Genomic DNA, 20,238 nt, shown 5'->3' on the forward strand with positions numbered 1-20,238 from the left:
ATTTTTTACTGAGCCCGCCACCATGCGAAATACCAGCCAACGCCGTGAATCCATCCTCCAAATGCTTGCCCAGCAGGGCTCGGTGCAGGTGACCGATCTGGTGGAAAAGCTCGGCGTGTCCGCGGTCACCATCCGCAGCGACTTGAATGCGCTGGAAGCGCAAGGCATGGCCACGCGCAGCCACGGCGGCGCGACCCTGACGCGCACGCCGCCGCCCGAGCATACGATACGCCAGAAGGATGCCATCAACCACGAGCAGAAGGAGCGCATCGGCGCCTATGCGGCGCGGCTGGTGGAACCGGGCGACAACATCATCATCGACTCGGGCACCACCACCATCTCGCTGGCGCGCCATCTGCGCGACGCCACCGGCGTGACGGTGGCCACGAATGGCCTCAACATCGCGTGGGAGCTGGCCGACGCGCCCGGCGTGGACCTGATCCTCACGGGCGGCCTGCTGCGCAAACAGTCGCTGTCGATCCAGGGCAGCCAGGCCGAAACCTGTCTGCAGGCGTACAGCTTCGACAAGCTGTTTCTGGGCGTGGATGGCTTCGATCTGCAGTTCGGCGTCACCACCCACCACGAAGCGGAAGCAAGCCTGAACCACAAGATGGTGGAACGGGCCAAGAAAATCATCGTCCTCACGGACGCCTCGAAGTTCGGCCGCGTCAGCCTGCACCGCATCGTGCAGCTGGACCGCGTCGATACCGTCATCACCGATGCCAGCATCAGCCAGGAATACCGCGAAGGGCTGCAAAAGCTGGGCATCGAACTTTTTATAGCGGAATAACACATGCTGAGCGGCAGAATCCTTACCCCATCTGGCTGGATCACGGGCACCATCACTTTTGACCAGCGCATCGTCCAGATACAGGAAGACCCTGCCGCCGACAGCGCGCTGACCATTCTGCCCGGCTTCATCGACCTGCACGTGCACGGCGCGGCCGGCGTCGACATTATGGAAGGCGGCAACGCGGGCGCCACCGTGGCGCAGGTGCATGCGCGCCACGGCACCACGGCCCTGCTGGGCACCACACTGACCGCCAAGGAGCCGTCGATCGTGCGCGCGCTGCAAGGCCTGGCCGGCGTCATCGCCGAGCGCCCGGCCAACGGCGCGCGCATGCTGGGCGTGCACCTGGAAGGCCCGTTTTTGAATCTGCACCGCCTGGGCGCGCAGCCGCCCGACGTAGTGCAGGCGAGCCTGGCGCTGGTGCAGCGCTTCCATGCCATCGCCCCGATCAAGGTCTTGACCATGGCGCCGGAAATTCCCGGTCACCTGGAACTGATCCCGCAGCTGGCGGCGATGGGCATCCGCGTGCAGATCGGCCACAGCGCCGGCACGTATGACGATGGCGTGGCCGCGCTCAAGGCCGGCGTCTCCGGCTTTACCCACCTGTACAACGGCATGACGGGCATGACGCACTACGACCCGGGCATGGTAGGCGCGGCGCTCGCGCATGCCGAATATGCGGAAATCATCCCCGACCTGCAGCACGTGGCCAAGGGCGCCCTGCGCGCGGCCCTGCGCGCCATCCCGCGCCTGTACGGCGTGACCGACGCCACCTCGGCCACCGGCATGCCCGACGGCGAATACGGCCTGGGCACGCAGCGCGTCTACAAATGCATGGGTTGCGTGCGCCTGGCCACGGGCTCGCTGGCCGGCAGCGTGCTGACCATGGACCAGGCCCTGCGCAATTTCGTCGACCTGGGCCTGGACCTGGCCGACGCCTCGAACCGTTTGTCGCTGTACCCGGCCGACTACCTGGGCGAATCCGAACGGGGCCGTTTGGTACCGGGCGCCTGGGCCGATATCGTCGTCCTCGATCCCCAATTACAGCCCGTGTCCGTCTTCGTCGAAGGCGCGGCCATCGATCTTTCCACCCGCTAGATTCCGTCTCTAGAACCAGCCCCCAACCTCAACCCCGTCCCGGAGTTACCATGCACGACACGTCACACAAGGCCCCCGTGTGGGCCATGCGCTACCTGCTATTTATTGCCGGCATGGGAGGATTGCTGTACGGCATAGACATCGGCATCATCGCCGGCGCCCTGCCCTACCTGGAATCGACGGCCTCCGTGGCCTGGAAACTGACGGCCCAGCAGCTGAGCTTTATCGTCGCCGCCGTGCTCCTGGGTTCAGTCCTGTCGTCGCTGTTCGCGGGCGCCCTGGCCGACATCCTCGGCCGGCGCTGGGTGATGTTCCTGGCCGGCGCCCTGTTCAGCGCCAGCATCCCGCTGATCGCCCTGGCCGACGGCTACACGCCGCTGCTGCTGGGCCGCCTGCTGCAAGGCATCAGCGGCGGCTTGATCGGCGTCGTCGTGCCCCTGTACCTGGCCGAATGCCTGCCCGCGCAGCAGCGTGGGCGCGGTGCCGCCCTGTTCCAGCTGCTGCTGACCATCGGCCTGGTAGCGGCCGCCCTGATCGGCCTGCTGCAGGCGCAGACGGTGGAAACGGCCACGCAAGCGGCGCAAGCGTTGCCGGAAGCGGGCCGCATCGCCGCCATCTTCGCGGCCAAGGACCACGCCTGGCGCAGCATCTTCTGGGTCTGCCTGGCGCCTGGCCTCGTATTCACCATCGGCGCCCTGCTGCTGGCCGAGTCGCCGCGCTGGCTGGCGCGCCGCGGCCGCGTCGAACAGGCGCGCCAGTCGCTGCTGCGCACGCGCCTGCCCGCCGCCGCCGACCTGGAACTGCGCGAAATGCTCGATACGCCCGAGAACGCGGCCAAGGCCAGCGGCAATGCCAGGGCAAAAGACCCGCTCTTGAGCCGCCGCTACGTGCTGCCCTTCCTGCTGGCCTGCCTGATCCTCGCCTGCACCCAGGCGACGGGCATCAATTCCATCCTCGCCTATGTCGTCAATATCTTGAACCAGGCAGGCCTGTCGGGCGCCTCGGCCAATATGGCGGACGTCTTGCTGAAAGTGCTGAACGCCGTGATGACGGTGGTGGCCGTGCTGCTGGTCGACCGCAAGGGCCGCAAATTTCTGCTGATGCTGGGCACGGGCGGCATCGTCGTCTCGCTGCTGGCCGCCGGCTTGCTGTTCCGCGGCGCCGAAGCGCACCTGGCCGACGTGCGCCCCGCCATCGCCGCCCAAGTGCAAAACGACGGCCTGGCCGTGCACCTCGATGCGGCCACCCTGACGGCCCTGGGCGCCGCCGCCGACGGCACGCCGCAGCAACTGACCATCGCCTACGCCTACGGCCCCTTCACCAACGTGAAAAGCCTGCGCAGCGACGATCCCGTGCTGCGCCAGGTGACGATCGCCCGCGAAGACGCGGTGCAGGCCGACAGCGTGATCGGCGTGTTCTTCCGCAAGCTGCACCTCAATCCGTTCGCCGACCCGGCCGCCGGGCGCGAGGCGCCGCTGCGCATCGAAAAGGCCAGCCTGGGCCCCGTGCCCCCGTCCACGCACGGCTGGATGGTGGCGATCGCCATCTGCGTGTTCGTTTCCAGCTTTGCCGTGGGACCGGGCGTGTGCGTGTGGCTGGCCCTGTCCGAGCTGATGCCGACGCGCATCCGCTCGAACGGCATGAGCATCGCCCTGCTGGTCAACCAGTTCGTCTCGACCGTGATCGCCGCCATCTTCCTGCCGACCGTGGGCTTGCACGGTTATTCGACCCTGTTCTTCTTCGGCGCCGGCTGCACCGTGCTGTATTTCCTGGCGGCGGCGTTCTTGTTGCCTGAGACCAAGGGCAAGACACTGGAAGAGATCGAGGCGCACTTTTCCAAGTAAGCCCGAGTAACCAACTGTAGCAGTCTCCTTTCCAGCCCCGGCCCACCGTCCGGGGCTGTTTTTTTGCCTGCCGGGCAAGTTTACGGGGCTGGCTTGCCCGGCACCGTACGGTTTTCCTTCTGGAATCACGGGCGCGTGGGCTAGAATCTGGCTGCGTCGTGCTACTCACGAGGCGGCAATGGCGCCATGACAAAAACCACCAGGAGACACAGTGAGCTTATTTAGAACCAAGAATTTGGATGACATGATTGCCCACAGCAAGAAGCCGGGAGGTCTGGCCAAGGTGCTGGGACCGTTCGACCTTGTCCTCATGGGCATCGGCGCCATCGTCGGCACCGGTATTTTCGTACTCACCGGCACGGGTGCGCTGACGGCCGGCCCCGCCCTGTCGCTGTCCTTCGTCGTGGCGGCCGTCGCCTGCTGCTTCGCCGCCCTGTGCTATGCGGAATTCGCCTCCACCGTGCCAGTGGCCGGCTCCATCTATACCTACAGCTATGCCACCCTGGGCGAGCTGGCGGCCTGGATGATAGGCTGGGACTTGCTGCTCGAATACGGCCTGGCCGCGGCCGCCGTCTCCGTCGGCTGGTCCGGCTATTTCCAGTCGCTGCTGTCGGGCTTTGGCATCACCTTGCCCGTGGCCCTGACGGCCGCACCGGGCGCCCTGCCCGGCGTGACGACCTTCATCAACCTGCCCGCCCTCGTCATCATGCTGCTGCTGACGGCCATGCTGGGCTGGGGCGTGCGCGAATCGGCGCGCCTGAACAACATCATGGTGGCCATCAAGGTGGGCGTGGTGCTGCTGTTCATCATCTTCGGCGCGCGCCACGTGCAGCCGGCCAACTGGCAACCCTACATGCCGTTCGGCTACCACGGCATGCTGAGCGCCGCCGCCCTCGTCTTCTTCGCCTTCATCGGCTTTGACGCCGTCACCTCGGCCGCCGAGGAAGTCAAGAAACCGTCGCGCGACCTGCCCATCGGCATCATCGGTTCGCTGGCGGTGTGCGCCGTGCTGTACGTGGTGGTGTCGGCCATCATGACGGGCATCGTGCCGTATCAGAAATTCCTCGGTGTCGACCATCCCGTCTCGCTGGCCCTGCAGTATGCGGGCGAAAACTGGATCGCCGGCTTCGTCGACCTGGGCGCCATCCTCGGCATGACCACCGTGATCCTCGTGATGGCCTTCGGCCAGACGCGCATCATCTTCGCCATGTCGCGCGACGGCTTGCTGCCCAAGCGCCTGTCGACCGTGCACCCGCGCTTCCACACGCCGTTCTTCGCCACCTGGCTGGTCGGCATCGTCTTCGGCCTGATCGCCGCCACGATCCCGCTCAACATCCTCGCCGAGCTGATCAACATCGGCACCCTGGCCGCCTTCACCATGGTCTCCGTCGCCGTGGTGGTGCTGCGCAAGAAGCGCCCCGACCTGCCGCGCGCCTTCCGCTGCCCCGGCGTGCCGTTCGTGCCGGCGCTGGCCGTGATCCTGTGCGTGGGCCTGATGACCTTCCTCAGCTGGGTCACCTGGATGGCCTTTTCCATCTGGCTGGTGATCGGCCTGGCCATCTATTTCGGCTACGCGCGCCGCCGTTCGCTGCTGCATCCGCAACAGTAAGCCCGTCACTGCGCCATCGCAGTAAGATGGCGGTCACGCAACTGTGCAGACCGCCATCCATGCAACCTTCCCCCGACCTTATCGCCCAGCTGGACCAGAGTAAGGACCAGCTCAAGCGCGCGCGCCTGCGCAGCATGCAGTGGCTGGCCGCCGGCTTGCTGCTGCTGGCCGCGCTGGTCTTCGCCGTGGCCCGCTCGCAACGGGGCGGCCACCCCGCCTGGGGCTATGTGGAGGCATTCGCCGAAGCATCGATGGTGGGGGCGATCGCCGACTGGTTCGCCGTCGTCGCCCTGTTCCGCCATCCGCTCGGCATTCCCCTGTGGCATACGGCCATCATCCCCAACAGCAAGGCGGACATCGGGCGCAGCCTGGGCGCCTTCGTGGAAAACCATTTCATTACCGAGCAAGGCATCGCCGAGCGGATCGTGCAAGCCGATCCCGCCGCGCGCCTGGGCGCCTGGCTCGGCGACCCCGTTCACGCGCGCCAGCTGGGCATGGCCAGCGCGGGCGTGGTGAAACAGCTGCTGGCGATGGCCGACCATGACACGCTGGGCCGCCTGTTGCGCGAGCAGGCCAGCGCCTACCTCGGTCAATTGAATGTATCGGACGTGGCGGCCGACTGCATCGACGCGCTGATCGCCGACGGCAAGCCGCAGCAGCTGCTGGACTTCCTGCTCGACCGCGGCGCCGCCTACCTGGACGACGAGGCGCACCACGCCGCCATCGGCGACTTCGTGCTGGGCGCCTTCCAGATCGAGAACACGCTGGTGAAAAAGGCCGTGAAGGCGTACGAGCCGCGCATGATCGCCTCGCTGCAAAAATTCGCGCTCGCCGTGCGCATCGACCCCGCTCACCCGCTGCGCCAGCGCATCGCCGGCTGGATCGCCGACAGCGCGCTGCACCTGAAGGCCGATCCGCAGTGGCAGGACACGGTGCGCCGCTACCAGCTGCAGCTGATCGGCAGCGATACGGTGCAAGCGATGCTGGGCGAGCTGTGGGACGCCATCCGCGCGCGCCTGCTGGCCGACCTGCACGCCGACGCGCCCGTGCTGGCGCAAGCCGTCGCCAGCCTGGCGCGCAACACGGGCCAGGTGCTGGGCAAGGACGAGCATGCCCGGGCATGGCTGAACGGCGCCATCGTCGCCGGCAGCGGCGCGCTGGTACGGCGTTACCGGGGCGAAGTGGGCGCCTTCATCGCCGCCCGCCTGGACTTGTGGAGCAAGGAAGAAATGAGCGAGCGCATCGAACTGGCCATCGGGCGCGACCTGCAATTCATCCGCATCAACGGCACCATCGTGGGCGGCCTGGCCGGCCTGCTGATTCATGCCGCCAGCCAGGCCTGGTAGTCCTACCTACCCGCCGGGGACGCTGCCAGGCGGCGCCACGCACGACACCACGCCGCACGTGGTGCTGAACAGCACCGGCACGCCCGCGTGCCCCGTGGCGATGCAGCTTGCAGCCGGCACCACGGCCAGCAACAGAGCCAGGTAAGCGATCGCCTTCAAATGCCGCACGGACGCATGGCGGAGCTGCGCCTCGCGTGGATAACCGTGGCCCGCCTCTTCGCTGCCGCTTGCCGACATCTTCGTATGCATGTCCATCTCCTCTATTTGCAGTGACTGGTATTGCTTCACTGCATTTTGCTTCATAAATTTATCAAATACAATAAATAAATTTAAAAAAATGATTTTTCCTGCCAAACAGGAGGATGAACCGCGTGAAAAATTTGCCACTGTATAGCGAAAAGTGAAGTGACAGGCTTTTTTACGCCTTCTGATCCTGAGCCTGATTGTGCGAAAAATCAACATAAATCATGAAAATCACAATATTCGTTGAAATCATTTTTATTTGGTGTATGATGAGATCAAAGGAGAACGAAAGGCGATGCGGCAAGCCTGATTGCCGCGACCGCCCAGTATCTCCGCCTTCTTTGTAGGGGACAAGCACATGAACAAAACCCTGGCCTTGCGCCTGCTCGACGCAGCCGATGACGCCGCCGTCATCATCGATGCGGGCTCGCGCATCCGCTATGCGAACGACGCCATGTATGCGCTGAGCGGCTACGCCGCGGGCAGCCTGCTGGGCCAGCAGATCGAGGCACTGCTGCCCGACGCCGTGCGCGAGCGGCATGGCGCGCAGATCGGCGCCTACCTGGCCGGTTACAAGAAGTCCAGGGTGCTGGGCCACAAGCGCCATTTCGCCATTCGCCACCGCGATGGCACGATGCTGCCGATCGTACTTAAGGCCATGGACCTGGGCACCCTGGACGACGAAAACTTCATGGGCGCCTTTTTCATCGACCAGCGCCGCGAACTCGCCCTGGAACAGCAAAATGCGGCCCGCTGGCAGCAATTACAGCGTATCGCCCTCAGCGATCCCCTGACCCAGCTGCCCAACCGCCGCGCCTTCGAGACCGACGCCGTCCGCGCGGCCGCGCGGTCCAGGCGCTCGGGCCATCCGCTGACCATCGGCATCGCCGACATCGATTTCTTCAAGCTGGTCAACGACCAGCATGGCCATGCTGCCGGCGACGCCGTGCTGCAAGCCATCGCGGCCGTGCTCCAGTCCCAGGCACGGGCATCCGATGTCGTCGCCCGCGTGGGCGGCGAGGAATTCGGCTTGCTGTTCGCCCATACGGACATGGCCATGGCGCAGCAGGTGGCCGAGCGCATCCGCCTTGCCGTGGCCGCGGCGCACACCGATTTCGAGCACGCGTCCATCACGGCGACGATCAGCATCGGCCTGGCGCCGCTGCCAGCGGACGGCGACTGGAAGGCCGGCTTCATGCAGGCCGACGCCGCCCTGTACCAGGCCAAGAAGAATGGCCGCAACCGCGTCGAGCAGGCTTGAATCCCGCCCGGCACCCTTCGCAGTCTCATGCATCACGCAGCACCTGACAGGAGCAAGCACATGGAAACCATCACGACACATGCCGCAGCAGCGAGCCAGCTGGCGCAAGCGGATGCCCGGGAATTGCTGGTCTTCGGACTCGGCAAGGAGGAATATGCGATCGACATCGGCCTGGTGCAGGAAATCCGCGGCTACGGCGCCGTCACCCGCATCGCCAACGCACCCGCATTCCTCAAGGGGTTCATCCACCTGCGCGGCAGCATCGTGCCGCTGGTCGATCTGCGCATCGCGCTGGGCCAGGCCGAACCCGCTTACGACGCCTCGACCGTGGTGATCATCCTGATCTTCGCGCATGGCGCCACCGGCATCGTGGTCGACCGCGTGGCTGACGTGGTGCCGCTGGCGCCGGCGCAGATCAAGCCGCCGCCGCAGCTGCACGGTTCAGCCATGGCCGGCCACGTGACGGCCATCGGCGCCCTCGACGAGCGCATGCTGATCGTCCTCGACATGGACAGCCTGCTGTCGGGCATGGGCATGCACGCCATGGGCAAGCTGGCCGCCTGAGCCGGCTGTCGCCGTCCCGCCCACCACCTGACCGCCATCCGCCGGAGACACCATGAGCATCCTGATCGTCGATGACAACGACACCAACCTGAGCCTGCTGGCGACCCTGGCGGGCAAGGCCACCAACATCGAACCCGTCGGCATGAACGATCCCGTCGATGCGCTGTACTGGTGCGAGTCGCATGTGCCGGACCTGGTCTTGCTCGACTACCGGATGCCCAGCCTGTCGGGCAACGAGTTCCTCAGCATTTTCCGCAAGATGCCGGGCATGGCCGACATCCCCATCATCATGGTGACCACCGAAAACGACCACGCCGTGCGCAAACAGGCTTTTTCGCTGGGCGTGACGGAGTTTCTCACCAAGCCCGTCGACACCATCGAGTTCAGCCTGCGCGTGCGCAACCTGCTGGCCCTGCGCACGGCGCAAACCATGCTGGCCGACCGCGCCAAGCTGCTCGAACACGAAGTGGAACAGGCGATCGCCAACGTCACGGCCAGGGAGATGGAACTGGTTACGCGCCTGGCGCGGGCGGCCGAATTCCGCGACCCCGAAACGGGCGCCCACATCATGCGCATGGCGCGCTACTCGGCGCTGATCGCCAGGGAACTGGGCCTCGACGCACAATGGCAGGACCTGCTGCTCAAGGCGGCGCCCATGCACGACGTGGGCAAGCTGGCCACGCCCGACCATATCCTGCTCAAGCCGGGGCGGCTGGACCCCGATGAGATGGCCATCATGCGCCAGCACGCGAAAATCGGCGGCCATATCCTCGCCGGCAGCGACTCGCCGCTGATCCGCCTGGCCGAGGAAATCGCCTGCGGCCACCACGAAAAATACGACGGCAGCGGCTATCCGGACGGCCTGGCGGAGGAGCAGATACCGCTGTCGGCGCGCATCGTCGCCGTGGCCGACGTCTTCGACGCGCTGAGTTCGGAGCGTCCGTACAAGCCGGCCTGGCCGTTGGCCGAGGCGCGCCAGTACCTGGAGCAAAACAGGGGCAGCCATTTCTGCCCGCTGTGCCTCGACGCCTTCCTGGGCGCCTGGGACGAGGTGCTGGCCATCCGCGACAGCCTGCCTGACCCCGTCCCGCAACACGCCCACCCACTGTAAGCGAGGAGCCCGCCATGCGCGTGCAACAACTGATCCTGAAAAACCATGCCGACTTCGATGCCGCCCTGGCACCTCTGGCCGCCATGGCGCCCGACCTGGTGCTGGTGTTCGGCGCCTGCCCCTACTTTGCCACGCCCGGCCTGAACGCGGCGCTGCGCCGCCAGCTGCCCGGCGCCGTCATCGCCGGCTGCTCCACGGCCGGCGAGATCGCCGGCAAGCGCGTCTACGACGACAGCTGCGTCATCACGGCCATCCGCTTCGCCCGCACGACGGTGGCGATTGCCGACGCCATCATCTGCGACATGGCCGATTCGCACGAGGCGGGCGAGCGCCTGGCGCAGGCGCTGCCGCAGGACGGTCTGACGGCCGTCTTCATGCTGGGCACGGGCGTGGCCATCAACGGCAGCGCGCTCATCGCCGGCCTGCAGGCGAACCTGCCGCCGGGCGTGACGGTGTCGGGCGGGCTGGCGGCGGACGGCGGCGCCTTTCGCCAGACCTGGACTCTGGGTCCGCGCGGCGCGGCCGACAATACCATCGTCGCCGTCGGCCTGTACGGCGAGCATATCCGCCTCGGCTACGGCAGCCATGCGGGCTGGGAAGCGTTCGGCCCCGCGCGCAAGGTGACGCGCTGCGTCGACAACGTGCTGTATGGCCTCGATGGCGCGCGGGCGCTCGACATCTACAAGCTGTACCTGGGCGACCATGCGCGCGATCTGCCCGCTTCCGGCCTGCTGTTCCCGTTTGAAATGCTCACGGCCGCGCATGAAAAAAGCAATGTCTTCCGCACCATCCTCGCCGTCGACGAAGAACAGGGTTCGCTGACCCTGGCCGGCGACATCCTCGCCGACGGCTACCTGAAGCTCATGCATTCCAGTACCAACCGGCTGATCGACGGGGCCGAAACGGCCGCGCGCGGCGTCGTGCCCCATGCCGATGCGCATGGCGACCAGCTGGCCCTGCTGGTCAGCTGCGTGGGCCGCAAGCTGGTGATGGGCGACCGGGCCGAGGAAGAGGTCGAAGCGGTGGCCGACCTGCTGGGCGGCGCGGCCTGTATCGCCGGTTTTTACTCCAACGGCGAAATCGGCATCGCCCAGCCGCATGGCAGCTGCCAGCTCCACAACCAGACGATGACCGTGACTGTGTTGAGCGAAGCATGAACCGCACCCTCGCCCGCCAATTGAACCGCGTCTGCGATATCGACTCGGAAAGCGCCTGCGCCGCGTTGATGGAACAGGCGCAGGCACTGTGCGGGAAAGCGGACACGCCGCGCGAACTGGCCGGTTTCCTGGCTGGCTTGCCAGCCCTGCTGCAGCGCATCGACGGCGCCTACGACCAGTCGGAACGCGACCTGGACTTGCGCTCGCGCAGCCTGGAACTGAGTTCGACGGAACTGAGCATGACCAACGACCTGCTGCGCACGGAACTGGCCAGCCGCAACCGCGTGATCCAGTCGCTGCGCGTGGCGGCCGTGCGCCTGCTCGACAACGACGATTCCGGCCTGCGCCTGCCGCAGGAAAGCGATATCGAGGGACTGTCGGTGCTGCTGGCCGAGCTGGTGGCGCAGCAGGAACTGCGCCGCATCGAATTGCAGAACCAGCGCTTTGCGATGGACCAGCACGCCATTGTCAGCATCACCGACACGAGCGGCGCCATCATTTACGTCAACGACAAGTTCTGCGCCATCAGCGGGTTCGCGCGCGAAGAGCTGGTCGGCCAGACGCACCGCCTGATCAGCTCGCACACGCATACGGACGCCTTCTTTGCGCAGATGTGGCAAACCATTACCGCCGGCCAGGTCTGGCATGGCGAAATCTGCAACCATGCCAAGGATGGCGGCCAGTACTGGGTGGACGCCACCATCGTGCCCTTCCTTGATGCGGCCGGCAAGCCATACCAGTACATCGCCATCCGCACGGAAATCAGCGAGAGCAAGCGCATGGCCGAGACCATCGCGAAAAGCGAGCGCGAATACCGCAACGTCGTCAACAGCCTCAATGAGGTGGTCTTCCGCACGGATTTGCACGGCACCTGGACCTTCCTCAATCCCGCTTGGCACACCATCACCGGCTTCGACGCCGCCGACAGCCTGGGCAAGCGTATCCTGCAATTCGTCGATCCGCGCGACCGCGAGCGCGCCGCGGCTGGCCTGGCCCAGCTGCTGGGCGGCCAGGTGGACAGCATGCGCCATGAAGCGCGCTATGTCACCCGCGACGGCGACGTGCGCTGGATCGACGTGTGTGCGCGCGCCGAACGCGATGGCCTGGGGCAGCTGGCCGGCATCACCGGCAGCCTGACGGACATCACGGAGCGGCGCCAGGCGGCGCGCGAGCTGCGGCACAACCTCAACTTCGTCGATGCGCTGATCGAGACCATTCCCATCCCCTTGTACCTGAAGGACGTGCACGGCCGCTACCTGCGCGCCAACCGCGCCTTTTGCGCCTTCTTCCATCTCGACCAGGCGAGCATCCAGGGCCTGACGGTGGCGGACATCCTGCCGCAGCAGCAGGCGCAGCAAGCGCGGCAGCACGACGTGGCGCTGCTGCAGGACCGGGGCAACCACACATATGAAGACCGGGTGATCGTCGGCACACGGCAGGTCGATGTCCTGTGCAGCAAGGCGGCCCTGCTGAAGTCCGACGGCAGCCTGCACGGCCTGGTGGGTACCATCGTCGATATTTCCAGTCAGAAGGCGGCCGAGCGCGCGCTGCTGCTGGCCAAGGAAGTGGCCGAATCGGCCAGCCGCTCGAAGAGCGAATTTCTGGCCAACATGAGCCACGAGATCCGCACGCCGATGAACGGCATCCTGGGCATGACGGACCTGGTGCTCGATTCCGACCTCGATGCCCACCAGCGCAAGTACCTGGAAATCGTCAAGGCCTCGGCCGACGCCCTGCTGTGCATCATCAACGACATCCTCGATTTCTCGAAGATCGAGGCGGGCATGCTGACCCTGGAAAGCATCCCCTTCGACCTGCACCGGTTGCTGCAGGAAACCATGCGCGCCCACGCCATGCGGGCGCAGGCCAGCGGCCTGGAACTGGTGCTCGACGTCGATCCCGCGCTGCCGCACACCCTGCTCGGCGACCCGGGCCGGCTGCGCCAGGTGCTGACCAACCTGGCGGGCAACGCCATCAAGTTCACGCCGCAGGGCGAAGTGGTCGTCAGCGCCCGGCTGCGCGCCAGCGGCGACGGCATGGCCCGCCTGCGCCTGTGCGTGCGCGACACCGGCATCGGCATCGCCGCCGACATGCAGGAGGCCGTCTTCGACGCCTTCCAGCAGGAAGACGGTTCGACCACGCGGCGCTTCGGCGGCACGGGCCTGGGCCTGTCGATCACGCGCCGCCTGGTGACGATGATGGGAGGCCGCATCGGCCTGTCGAGCGAACTGGGCAAGGGCAGCTGCTTCACCGTGGACCTGGCCTTGCCCATCGGCGAACAGCAGTCCTTGCCGTCGCCCGGTGCCTCGCTGGCGGGACGCGCCATCCTGCTGGTCGACGACAATCCCAGCAGCCTGACCATCCTGCGCCGGATCTTCGAGCACAGCGGCGCCATGGTCACGGCCTGCGAGTCCGGCGAGGCGGCGCTGGAGCACTGCCGCGGCGCCTTGCCGGCGGACTGCATCATCATGGACTTCGCCATGCCCGGCATGAATGGCTTCGATACGGCATCGGCGCTGTCCGCCCTGCCCCACTGGAGCCAGGTGCCCGTCGTCGTGCTGTCGTCCTGCGGCAGCCTGGGCGACGCGGCGCGCTGCCGCGAACTGGGCATCGACGGCTACCTGCTCAAGCCTGCCAGTCCCGAGGAATTGCTGGCCATCACCATGAGCGTGCTGGGCACCTGCCGCGGCATGCCCAGCGCCGCGCCCGTGGCGACGCGCCAGACCGTAAGCGAAGGCACGCCTGGCCTGGACATCCTGCTCGTCGAGGACAACGCCATGAACCGCGAACTGGCCACCGTGCTGCTGTCGAACGCAGGCCACCGCGTCACGCATGCGGCCAACGGCCGCATCGCCCTCGATTGCCAGGCCGCCGGCCATTTCGACATGATCCTGATGGACCTGCAAATGCCGGAAATGGGCGGTTTCGAAGCCACCGCGCAGATACGCGCGCGCGAAGCGCAAGGCATGCCGAGAAGCGTCATCATCGCCATGACGGCCAGCGCCCTCGAAGGCGACCGCGAACGCTGCATCGCCGGCGGCATGGACGACTACCTGTCCAAGCCGTTCCGCGCGGCCGCCTTCCACAGTCTGATCGAGCAGCATGTGCTGCAAATAAACAAGCACACGCCGCGCTTCGGCTACGGGGCCGCGCTGGCCGAGGCCGACGCCGACGTGATCGGCATCATCGGCGCATCGTTCCTGACCGCCCTGCCGGCGCAGCTGGAGGCCTTGCGGGCGGCCATGCGGGAAGGCGACCGGGCCACCGTGAGCCGACAAGCCCACACCCTGGCCGGCCTGCTGGCCAACTTCCGCGCCGCGCCGGCCGTCGCGATCGCCGCCGCCATCGAGCGCGAAGCGGCCAAGGCGCCGCAGGGCGCGTTGCTGGCGCGCCTCGATGCGCTGGAAGAGCAGTTGCGCCTGTTTGTGCAGGAAACGGACGCTGCCATCCAGGCGGCAAGCCACATGCTGCACGCATCCGGCCAAACTTGATGTAGATCATAATTTTTTAAACAAGCTCTTGCTATCCTGTAAGAAAATAACAGGAGCCGTGGATGAGCAAGACGCAAGCGAGCGATGCGCAGCACAACGTGGAACATGAGCGCCTGGGCAGCGCCTGGCAAGGCGTGCCGGCGCCCGACTACCCGGAAAGCGCGCCGGAAGGCGCCACCCTGGACCTGCTGCTGAATGCCTGGCTGGGCAAGTTTACGGGCGGTATTTCGCCGGCCGCGCTGGGCAACGCCTATGCCGACTGGCTCAGCCATCTGGCGCTGGCGCCATCGAAGCAGCAAGCCCTGCTGCAGGAAGCGTGGAAGAAGATCGGCCGCTGGCAACAGTACGCCATGCAATCGGCCATGGCTGGCGGCGCCGCCGAGCCGCCGTGCATCGCGCCGCTGCCGCAGGACCGGCGCTTCGAAGACCCGGCCTGGCGGCGCTGGCCCTACAACCTGGTCTACCAGGGCTTCCTGCTGCAGCAGCAATGGTGGCACCGCGCCACCACGGGCGTGCGCGGCGTCGCGCCGCACCACGAGGATGTCGTCACATTCACCGTGCGCCAGTGGCTCGACATGCTGGCGCCGTCGAACTTCCTGCTGACCAATCCCGTGGTGCAGCAAGCCACCCTGGCAAGCGGCGGCGCCAACCTGACGCGCGGCATGATCCACGCTACCGAGGACTGGCAGCGCGCCGCCATGGGCGCGCATGCGCCCGACCAGCGCACCTATCAGGTGGGCGTGAACGTGGCCGTCACGCCGGGCAAGGTGGTCTACCGCAACGACTTGATCGAATTGATACAGTACGCGCCCACGACCGCCAGGGTGCATGCGACGCCCCTGCTGTTCGTGCCAGCGTGGATCATGAAGTTCTATATTCTCGACCTGTCGCCGCACAATTCGCTGGTGCGCTACCTGGTGGGCCAGGGCCACACGGTGTTCATGATTTCCTGGAAAAATCCGCTGGAAGAAGACCGCGAGCTGTCGCTGGAAGACTACCGTCAGCTGGGCGTGATGGAGGCGCTCGATGCCATTGCCCGCCTCACGGGCGCGCCGCAGGTGCACGCGGCCGGCTACTGCCTGGGCGGCACCCTGCTGGCGATCGCCGCCGCCAGCATGGCGCGCGACGGCGATATGCGCCTGGCCAGCCTGACCATGCTGGCCTCGCAGGTCGATTTCAAGGAGCCGGGCGAACTGTCGCTGTTCATCGACGACAGCCAGGTCAGTTTCCTGGAAGCGGCCATGTGGAAGCAGGGTTACCTCGATACGAAACAGATGGCGGGCGCCTTCCAGCTGCTGCGTTCGAACGACCTGATCTGGTCGCGCCAGCTGCGCCATTATCTGCTTGGCCTCGACGAGCAGGACAGCGACCTGATGGCCTGGAATGCGGATGCCACGCGCATGCCCTGCCGCATGCATTCGGAATACCTGCGCCGTCTGTTCCTGCACAACGACCTGGCCGAAGGGCGCTACCGCACGGCGGGCCGCCACATCGCCCTGCCCGACATCAAGGCGCCCGTCTTCGCCGTCGGCACCCTGACGGACCACGTGGCGCCATGGCGCTCCGTATACAAGCTGCAGCTGCTGACCGACACGGACGTCACTTTCTTGCTCACCTCGGGCGGCCACAATGCGGGCGTGGTCTCGCCGCCGGGCCAGCCGCACCGCAGCTACCAGCTGGCCACGCACCGCCACGACGCGCCCTACATCGACGCGGACAGCTGGCAGCGCGAGGTGGCGCACCATGACGGTTCGTGGTGGCCCGCCTGGCAAGCCTGGCTGGCAGAACGCCCTGGCGCGCAAGCGGCGCCGCCGGCCATGGGACCCGACCTGGGCGATGCGCCGGGCAGCTACGTGCTGCAGACCTGACAACCAACAACCGAGGAAAACGCCATGCCCTACACCACCCTGCTGGTCCACGTCGACAATTCCCGCCATTGCGCCCAGCGCATCCGCCTGGCCGTGCGCCTGGCCGTCGCCGAGGGCGCGCACCTGATCGGTTCGGCCATGAGCGGCATTTCGCGCTATGCGTATGGCGGCGGCGTCAACGCGCTGCAGTTTGCGCCGGCGCAGATGCAGGCGCTGCGCACCCAGGCCAGCGAAGCCTTGCACGACTTCGAGCGCATCGCCCGCGAGGAAGGCCTGGGCACCTACGAAACGCGCTTCGTCGACGACGACGCGCAAGGCGCGCTGCTGCTGCAGGCGCGCTATTGCGACTTGCTGATCCTGGGCCAGACGGATGCGCAGGACACGCCGTCGCGCGTCATCGCCGGCACGGCCGAATACCTGATGCTCCATTGCGGCCGGCCCGTGCTGATGGTGCCGCACGCGCCTTGCGCCGCGCCAGCGGGCATCGCGCAGCATCCGCTGCTGGCCTGGAACGGCAGCGCCGAAGCGCTGCGCGCCATCACCGATGCGCTGCCGCTGCTGCAACGGGCCCGGCAAGTGACCCTGGCCGTCGTCAATTCGCACGCCCAGCCGGCCGCGCACGGCGAGCAGCCGGGCGCAGACCTGGCCTTGTACCTGGCGCGCCACGGCGTCAACGTCGAGGTGCTGCAGCACGACACGCCGCCGGGCCAGGACGTGGGCACGGCCCTGCTGGCCATGGCGGCCCAGCGGCACTGCGACCTGGTCGTGATGGGCTGCTACGGCCACATGCGCCTGCGCGAAGCGCTGCTGGGCGGCGTCACGCGCACGGTGCTGCAAGAGATGACGTTACCGGTGCTGGTGTCGCACTAGCGGGGCCGGCAGCTCCTTCAGCCCTTCTTCACCCCGTCCTCATCCGCGCTTCATGCGCGGCGCCGATACTGGCCATGCCCTCATCCCACAAGGAGTCCCGCATGACCAGACCGGCCGACGCCATCCCCCATTTCCACGCCCGCAGGCGGCAGCGGTGACGGACCGGCAGATCCGCGTTGCCCCCGGCGTCAGCCTGCACGTGCGCGACTGGCCAGCGGCGCAGGACGGCGCTGGCGACGGCGTGATCGTGCTGCTGGCCGGCCTGGGCGCCAACGCCTACGCCTTCGACAGCCTGGCGCCCGCGCTGGCGCGCCGCCACCGCGTGCTGGCCATCACCCGGCGCGGCTACGGTTCATCGAGCAAGCCACCGCCCGCCAACGATATGACGTATGCGCCCGCCACGCTGGTGGCCGACCTGCTGGCCGTGCTCGACGCCCTGCGGATCGAACGCATTATCCTGGCCGGCCATTCCATCGCCGGCAACGAGCTGACCCTGTTCGCCGGCAGCCATCCGCGGCGCGTGCGCGGACTCGTCTACCTGGACACGACCTTCGACTACCTGGCCAGCGGCGGCGATGACGAGGAAAGCGAGAAGCTGTCCTTCGAGGCACAGGAGCCGGGACCGGCCGACCTGGCGTCGATGGCCGCCTCGATCGCCTATGCCAGGCGGGTCAACAAGCAATGGTGGCCCGCGCTGGAGGCATTCTGGCGCGATAAGCTCGAGGTGCAGCCCGACGGTTCGGTGCGCCCGAATACGCCGCCCGACGTCGCCAGGGCCATGGACAAGGCCGCGCACCATTTTTCGCCCGACTACCGCCGCGTGCGCGCCCCGGCGCTGGTCATCACCGTCGATCCCGGCACCTTGCGCAACCTGCTGCCATGGCTGTCGCCGCAGTCCGATCCCGCAATCGTGGCGGACGGACGGGCGTTTTTCGAGGTTTTCCGCCCGCTGCGTCTGGCCGATGGCGAACGTCTGGCCGCCGCCCTGCCCGGCTGTACCCATCTGCTCATCCGTAACGGCTTCCACAGCGATTTTTTCATCGAATATGAATCCATCATGGTGGGCGCCATCAACGCCATGCGCTGGGAAGAGTAAGGCAACGATGGCGGCGGAGGAAGGTCTACAATGGATGGGCACCTGTCCGCCGCACTGTTACTCCTTTGCAACTGTGCGGTCTTCGCTGTTTCCTTTGCAACAAGGAGTATCCGCATGAGCCAGCAAGCCACCATCGTCCTCGTCCACGGTTTCTGGGGCGGCGCCGCCCACTGGAGCCGCGTCATCGTCGAATTGCGCCGGCAGGGCCACACGGCCATCCGCGCCGTCGAACTTCCCTTGACCTCGCTGGCCGACGACGCCGAGCGCACGCGCAAGATGGTGGCGCAGGTAAATGGCCCGGTGCTGCTGGTAGGACACTCCTATGGCGGCGCCGTCATCAGCGTGGCCGGCAATGCGCCGAATGTGGCGGGCCTCGTGTACATCGCCGCCTTCGCCCCCGATGCGGGCGAAAGCCCGGGCAGCATCACGCAGGAACACCCGCCCCTGGGCGCGGCCAGCCTGGAAGGCGACAGCGACGGCTATCTGTGGGTCAAACCCGAGCAATACCATGACAGCTTTTGCCAGGACCTCGACGCGGAAGAAGGCGCCGTGCTGGGCGTGGTGCAGAAGGCGCCGCTGGCCAGCACCTTCGGCGAAACCGTCAACGACCCGGCCTGGAAGCATAAACCCAGCTGGTACCAGGTTTCCAGCGCCGACCGCATGATTTCCCCCGTCAACCAGGAGCGCATGGCGGCGCGCCTGCAAGCGCGCAAAGTCATCACGCTCAACGCCAGCCATGCGTCGCTGGCCTCGCGTCCCGTGGAGGTGGCGGCGCTGATTCTGGAGGCGGCAAGCGCGGTGGCACAGGCATAAGCGGCACGGGCAAAAAAGGCTATGTCACCGTCAAATGTGGGAACTCGCCCAATGTTGCCTTCAATAATGTTTCTGGGGAGCGGATGCGCCCGGCGTCCAGTATCCAGCGCCACCCCAGGTAATTCGGCAGATAACGGCTGGCCACGCCATGGAAGATGCGCAGCCAGCCGCGCAAGCGGCTGTGATACGCGTTGACGTTCTGCACGTGGGCGGCGCCCTGCACGCGGATGCCGGCACGCACATTGACGGCCTGGTGACTGATGCCCGCTTCACGCGCGAAGGCGCGATAGGCGGCATGGCCATCGGTGACCAGAAAAATGTCCTTGTCGATCACCGGAGGCAGGCAAGCATGCAGCTGCGCCTTGGTCAGCGCCCCTTTTCCCGTGACGAAATCGCGGGTTTGTCCCGTGCGGTCGCGCGCCACCAGGATGCAGACTTGTTCACTGGAAATGCCGCGCTTGCGGGCATGGCCGCCACGGCGGCGCGCCGGACGCGTCAGATGCCGCGCGCCCTTTTCCGATTCCAGCACATACAGCTCGTCCGCTTCGGCGATGCCATGCAGGCAATGGGGCCGGTCCGTCTTGGCCAGGCTTAAAAACCGGTGGCGCCAGCGAAAGGCGGTGTTGCGGTGCACGCCCAGCTGGCTTGCTGCCTTGCGCACAGAAGCCGACTCGAGCAGGCAGTCGGCGTAGTCGAGCCACAGTGATTTATGGCGCAAGCGCGCCAGCGGCGTGCCGGTGAGCGCATTGAAGGTGCGTCCGCACGGCACGCAACGGTAGCGCTGCAGTCCGTGCGCATGACCGTGCCGGTGCGCATGGCTGCTGTTGCAGGCGGGACAGTGTAACCGCTGCCGGGCCACGCTTTCGACCAGTGCCACGGCGGCGTTCTGCGATCCTGCCCCGCGCAGCAGAGCAGTGCTCGCCAAACGCTGGTGACGGCTCAGTGCGGCGAACTGGGCGATGAAGGTTTTCCATTCGGCTGGCTGCATGGAAGGCTCCCGTTTGTCTGATAGGTACAGTCAGACAGCCGGGGCTGGGGAAGATTCCTTGAGTTCCCCTATTTGTCGGGGACAGAGCC

At 66.6% G+C, this 20,238-nt stretch carries 16 protein-coding genes; 14 read left to right on the forward strand and 2 right to left on the reverse strand.

Translation table 11 applies throughout. From position 1 onward, the window contains the following. Positions 1 to 22 precede the first annotated feature (22 nt). From CSQ95_RS20500 to CSQ95_RS20520, 5 genes are all read left to right on the forward strand, one after another. On the forward strand, positions 23 to 790 hold the full coding sequence (locus CSQ95_RS20500) for a DeoR family transcriptional regulator (protein ID WP_034781637.1): 768 nt from the start codon (positions 23 to 25) through the stop codon (positions 788 to 790). Between the two features lie 3 nt (positions 791 to 793). Beyond that, the gene (locus CSQ95_RS20505) at positions 794 to 1,888 is read left to right on the forward strand and encodes an N-acetylglucosamine-6-phosphate deacetylase (protein ID WP_099410831.1); all 1,095 of its coding nucleotides are present in this window, start codon (positions 794 to 796) and stop codon (positions 1,886 to 1,888) included. Positions 1,889 to 1,938: 50 nt separating this feature from the next. Then, on the forward strand, positions 1,939 to 3,732 hold the full coding sequence (locus CSQ95_RS20510) for an MFS transporter (RefSeq protein ID WP_099410832.1): 1,794 nt from the start codon (positions 1,939 to 1,941) through the stop codon (positions 3,730 to 3,732). A gap of 211 nt (positions 3,733 to 3,943) precedes the next feature. After that, positions 3,944 to 5,341 (forward strand): amino acid permease, encoded by a 1,398-nt coding sequence (locus CSQ95_RS20515; protein WP_070223661.1) that lies wholly within the window; start codon positions 3,944 to 3,946, stop codon positions 5,339 to 5,341. Between the two features lie 59 nt (positions 5,342 to 5,400). Beyond that, positions 5,401 to 6,687, forward strand: coding sequence for a DUF445 domain-containing protein (locus CSQ95_RS20520; protein WP_099410833.1), 1,287 nt, complete (start codon positions 5,401 to 5,403; stop codon positions 6,685 to 6,687). Between the two features lie 6 nt (positions 6,688 to 6,693). Here the strand turns inward: CSQ95_RS20520 and CSQ95_RS20525 are convergent, their stop codons facing one another. Next, on the reverse strand, positions 6,694 to 6,936 hold the full coding sequence (locus tag CSQ95_RS20525; protein ID WP_143450014.1) for a hypothetical protein: 243 nt from the start codon (positions 6,934 to 6,936) through the stop codon (positions 6,694 to 6,696). 352 nt (positions 6,937 to 7,288) lie between these two features. On the opposite strand from CSQ95_RS20525, the gene CSQ95_RS20530 reads away from it, so the two are divergent. The 9 genes from CSQ95_RS20530 to CSQ95_RS20570 all read left to right on the forward strand — a co-directional run bounded on the left by CSQ95_RS20530 (position 7,289) and on the right by CSQ95_RS20570 (position 19,161). Further along, positions 7,289 to 8,191: a sensor domain-containing diguanylate cyclase gene (locus CSQ95_RS20530; protein WP_099410835.1), complete on the forward strand. Its 903-nt coding sequence runs from the start codon at positions 7,289 to 7,291 to the stop codon at positions 8,189 to 8,191. A gap of 60 nt (positions 8,192 to 8,251) precedes the next feature. Next, positions 8,252 to 8,755, forward strand: coding sequence for a chemotaxis protein CheW (locus CSQ95_RS20535; protein WP_099410836.1), 504 nt, complete (start codon positions 8,252 to 8,254; stop codon positions 8,753 to 8,755). 52 nt (positions 8,756 to 8,807) lie between these two features. Further along, positions 8,808 to 9,866 (forward strand): HD domain-containing phosphohydrolase, encoded by a 1,059-nt coding sequence (locus CSQ95_RS20540; protein WP_099410837.1) that lies wholly within the window; start codon positions 8,808 to 8,810, stop codon positions 9,864 to 9,866. Between the two features lie 14 nt (positions 9,867 to 9,880). Then, positions 9,881 to 11,023, forward strand: coding sequence for an FIST signal transduction protein (locus CSQ95_RS20545; RefSeq protein WP_099410838.1), 1,143 nt, complete (start codon positions 9,881 to 9,883; stop codon positions 11,021 to 11,023). Further along, positions 11,020 to 14,514 carry a PAS domain S-box protein gene (locus CSQ95_RS20550; RefSeq protein ID WP_099410839.1) on the forward strand — a complete coding sequence of 1,165 codons (3,495 nt, stop codon included), beginning with the start codon at positions 11,020 to 11,022 and terminating at the stop codon, positions 14,512 to 14,514. Before CSQ95_RS20545 ends, CSQ95_RS20550 begins: the two co-directional genes overlap by 4 nt. 62 nt (positions 14,515 to 14,576) lie before the next feature. After that, positions 14,577 to 16,382 carry an alpha/beta hydrolase gene (locus CSQ95_RS20555; RefSeq protein WP_099410840.1) on the forward strand — a complete coding sequence of 602 codons (1,806 nt, stop codon included), beginning with the start codon at positions 14,577 to 14,579 and terminating at the stop codon, positions 16,380 to 16,382. A 24-nt stretch (positions 16,383 to 16,406) separates the two neighbouring features. Then, on the forward strand, positions 16,407 to 17,252 hold the full coding sequence (locus CSQ95_RS20560) for a universal stress protein (protein WP_070288151.1): 846 nt from the start codon (positions 16,407 to 16,409) through the stop codon (positions 17,250 to 17,252). Between the two features lie 154 nt (positions 17,253 to 17,406). Next, positions 17,407 to 18,348 carry an alpha/beta hydrolase gene (locus tag CSQ95_RS20565; protein ID WP_180279117.1) on the forward strand — a complete coding sequence of 314 codons (942 nt, stop codon included), beginning with the start codon at positions 17,407 to 17,409 and terminating at the stop codon, positions 18,346 to 18,348. Positions 18,349 to 18,462: 114 nt separating this feature from the next. After that, entirely contained in the window at positions 18,463 to 19,161 is a 699-nt protein-coding gene (locus CSQ95_RS20570) for an alpha/beta hydrolase (RefSeq protein WP_099410842.1), read from the forward strand. 19 nt (positions 19,162 to 19,180) lie between these two features. Here the strand turns inward: CSQ95_RS20570 and CSQ95_RS20575 are convergent, their stop codons facing one another. Beyond that, entirely contained in the window at positions 19,181 to 20,149 is a 969-nt protein-coding gene (locus tag CSQ95_RS20575) for an IS1595 family transposase (RefSeq protein WP_099410843.1), read from the reverse strand. Positions 20,150 to 20,238: the final 89 nt, after the last annotated feature.

Origin of the sequence: Janthinobacterium sp. BJB304, from assembly GCF_002735765.1 — a bacterium.
GTDB lineage: Bacteria > Pseudomonadota > Gammaproteobacteria > Burkholderiales > Burkholderiaceae_D > Janthinobacterium.

Bases quoted from the DNA above. Each gene is read 5' to 3' on its own strand.
- CSQ95_RS20500 (WP_034781637.1), top strand. From the start codon at position 23: ATGCGAAATACCAGCCAACGCCGTGAATCCATCCTCCAAATGCTTGCC.
- CSQ95_RS20505 (WP_099410831.1), top strand. From the start codon at position 794: ATGCTGAGCGGCAGAATCCTTACCCCATCTGGCTGGATCACGGGCACC.
- CSQ95_RS20510 (WP_099410832.1), top strand. From the start codon at position 1,939: ATGCACGACACGTCACACAAGGCCCCCGTGTGGGCCATGCGCTACCTG.
- CSQ95_RS20520 (WP_099410833.1), top strand. From the start codon at position 5,401: ATGCAACCTTCCCCCGACCTTATCGCCCAGCTGGACCAGAGTAAGGAC.
- CSQ95_RS20525 (WP_143450014.1), bottom strand. From the start codon at position 6,936: ATGCATACGAAGATGTCGGCAAGCGGCAGCGAAGAGGCGGGCCACGGT.
- CSQ95_RS20530 (WP_099410835.1), top strand. From the start codon at position 7,289: ATGAACAAAACCCTGGCCTTGCGCCTGCTCGACGCAGCCGATGACGCC.
- CSQ95_RS20535 (WP_099410836.1), top strand. From the start codon at position 8,252: ATGGAAACCATCACGACACATGCCGCAGCAGCGAGCCAGCTGGCGCAA.
- CSQ95_RS20540 (WP_099410837.1), top strand. From the start codon at position 8,808: ATGAGCATCCTGATCGTCGATGACAACGACACCAACCTGAGCCTGCTG.
- CSQ95_RS20545 (WP_099410838.1), top strand. From the start codon at position 9,881: ATGCGCGTGCAACAACTGATCCTGAAAAACCATGCCGACTTCGATGCC.
- CSQ95_RS20550 (WP_099410839.1), top strand. From the start codon at position 11,020: ATGAACCGCACCCTCGCCCGCCAATTGAACCGCGTCTGCGATATCGAC.
- CSQ95_RS20555 (WP_099410840.1), top strand. From the start codon at position 14,577: ATGAGCAAGACGCAAGCGAGCGATGCGCAGCACAACGTGGAACATGAG.
- CSQ95_RS20560 (WP_070288151.1), top strand. From the start codon at position 16,407: ATGCCCTACACCACCCTGCTGGTCCACGTCGACAATTCCCGCCATTGC.
- CSQ95_RS20570 (WP_099410842.1), top strand. From the start codon at position 18,463: ATGAGCCAGCAAGCCACCATCGTCCTCGTCCACGGTTTCTGGGGCGGC.
- CSQ95_RS20575 (WP_099410843.1), bottom strand. From the start codon at position 20,149: ATGCAGCCAGCCGAATGGAAAACCTTCATCGCCCAGTTCGCCGCACTG.